Source organism: Paenibacillus popilliae ATCC 14706 (genome assembly GCF_000315235.1).
GTDB classification, from domain to species: domain Bacteria; phylum Bacillota; class Bacilli; order Paenibacillales; family Paenibacillaceae; genus Paenibacillus_B; species Paenibacillus_B popilliae.
The window spans coordinates 1-2,295 of record NZ_BALG01000355.1 but is presented as its reverse complement, the minus strand read 5'-3'; the positions used below and the strand labels follow the sequence as shown (position 1 = coordinate 2,295).

Sequence of the window (2,295 nt, the reverse complement as noted above, 5' to 3'; positions counted from 1 at the left end):
ATCCGGGCTCTATCTCGGTTATTTCGCCGATGACAGTGTTTGCTATAGCTTCTAGCTTTTGAATAAAGTCTGCATAGGTTTTTGTGCTTCCCTTCGGAGAATCTATGTCTACCGTTTGACTTTCTGCACTCTTTGCTTCGTCAGTCAGCTTAGACATAAACTCTGGAGTGGCGTAAGATTTCCACTTATCTTTATTGATAACTTTCACTTTGTCACCTTTAATAAAGGTTGTATTACGTCCATTTTCAAATACTATTTTTACCGACTGAACATTTCCTTGAGAATCGTTATATTCAACAGTCGAAAAATCGGGATTTGCTTCGGTTATTACGCCGATAACAAAGTTTTCAACTTGATTTTGGGACATATTAGTCACGTTAGAAATAGAGTCAGCAAAAATATGAGTCGGAGATAATAGTAAGGTTCCTGTAACCATTCCTGTTGCAATTAGTTTGTTTTTTATCAAAGTCATCACCTCTATCAATTTTATATAGATCGGTAAATATATTAGAATCAAGAAAATATACCTTAAAAAACATATACTATACATTCCAGACATATACTTGTAGTATCATGCTAATATATACCATCTGTGTGATTAGTATAGCTAGAGTAAATAAGGAGCGTCAACAAAAAAATTATTACACTTTCGTAATGTAATAATTAATAACATACGAAGTAATTTGTATTCGAAGTAATAATTTTGTATTAAATACGTTAAGTATCTTTATTAATTTTACCAATTCAGACTGAATCCTCTTGTGCCAATGGCACGTTGTTCATGGAAGAGAGCGGAGTTACATACGAGAGAGAGAAAGGACTGACTCGGTAAAAAAGCAGTGACGGACTAGGTACCAGAAGACCTAGACTGCCACTGCTTTTATTGTGCTATCGTCACCCGTTAGTTGAACGTTCCGTTAATATAGGATTTAGCTGCGAGCAGATGATAATGTAATATCATCCTATTTTATCTCCATGTGAACGGGCGTATAGTACCGATTGTTCAGCATCCATTCGAGAACCTTTAATACTGAATAATTTAAAATCGTCGCCTTCCATATTTGCACCTCGAAGATCAGCACCCTGCAAATTTGCTCTTGCTAATATTGCTCGAGTTAGATCACTATCCTTTAAGTTAGCCCTAGACAGGCTAGCATCAGACAAATCAGCTTCATAAAATCTTGTGTGAGAACTTTCATTCTACACGAATCCGGACGTGAGCCTTTTGTTTTTTTATTTCCAGAAGGTGTCGCACTTCAATCCGGAGGAACGGTTGCAATATTTGCATATACCGCCTGATCTCGGCGAACGGGAAGCCACGAAATACGAGCATCTGGAGGAAATCCGGAAGGAGTATGGCTACCAGACATTTACCTTGAGCGAGTATCGTTCTTGATGTAAGCATCTTTTTAGCCATGCAATGATAAATGAAAATCTCTTACATCCAATTGAGCTCGCACTCGAAGATTTACGTAAGCGTAAAATCATTCTACCCTCAACGGCCACGATTGAAAGAGTAGTTTGGGAAACTCGTAAACGGACAGAAGAAAAAATATTCAATACGGCAAATCGATCAACGAAAAGGTTGTTCACCAAGTCGGCAGAGCCGCTAATGAAGGCGATGGAAGTAGCCAACTGTGGCGGCTGTACGAAGACGCAATGAATAAAGCGCAAGCTGTTCTTGATAATATTCATCACAAGCAGACCCGCAAAAAGCAAGGAAAGCTTCAGGAAGAATTATTAAACCACATTTCTCCCCTCGGATGGGAGCATATCAATTTCTTAAGCGAATACAAGTTCAATTACCGTTCGCACCGACAAGCGCAATCTTCTGGCCGCGCTCCATAGGGAGGTTCAACGGACGGGATAGCGGCTCATCGTAACCGATGACGAGATCTTTGGTCTCAAACACCAGATTCGTATCGGGTCAGATAATCGATCGCATAATTTGTTCCCAGGAATTATTTGTTTGTAACGATCAATTACGGCTTCCGGACGCCCTCCGATCGTTTCGTGGCCTCCTTCACCGCTTTAGCCGCATTGACTTTTCCATAGCCGAACCATTCAGAGTGCCCCTTCTGATCGTAGGTCCCACGGTTGTTGCCGTTATGATCAGGCAGCGTGTCCTGTATTTTATCGGCAGTTAGCTGTAAGATTGTCTTGACCTCAGCGGCACGTAAATCAGGGTTCGCGCTTAGCATCAAAGCTGCAACACCGGCAACAAGCGGCGTGGCGCTGGAAGTGCCTCCGAAGTTGCCTGTATAGCGGCTCCCTAGCGTAATGCCCCCGGATTCA

Annotated in this window: 3 protein-coding genes and 2 pseudogenes; 1 reads left to right on the top strand and 4 read right to left on the bottom strand. The window is 41.4% G+C overall.

From position 1 onward, the window contains the following. A pseudogene (locus PPOP_RS19625) lies at positions 1-466 on the bottom strand (hypothetical protein); the annotation flags it as partial. Positions 467-957: 491 nt separating this feature from the next. After that, entirely contained in the window at positions 958-1,164 is a 207-nt protein-coding gene (locus tag PPOP_RS21175) for a pentapeptide repeat-containing protein (protein WP_006287960.1), read from the bottom strand. Positions 1,165-1,225: 61 nt separating this feature from the next. Here PPOP_RS21175 and PPOP_RS24700 point away from each other — a divergent pair, with 61 nt between their 5' ends. Continuing rightward, a complete protein-coding gene (locus tag PPOP_RS24700; RefSeq protein ID WP_234399884.1) occupies positions 1,226-1,396 on the top strand; it encodes a DUF4158 domain-containing protein in 171 nt (56 codons plus the stop codon). Between the two features lie 408 nt (positions 1,397-1,804). Here the strand turns inward: PPOP_RS24700 and PPOP_RS26125 are convergent. Continuing rightward, a pseudogene (locus tag PPOP_RS26125) lies at positions 1,805-1,915 on the bottom strand (hypothetical protein); the annotation flags it as partial. A 67-nt stretch (positions 1,916-1,982) separates the two neighbouring features. Continuing rightward, a partial coding sequence (locus PPOP_RS17345) for a S8 family serine peptidase (RefSeq protein WP_006287959.1) occupies positions 1,983-2,295 on the bottom strand: 313 nt, incomplete at its 5' end.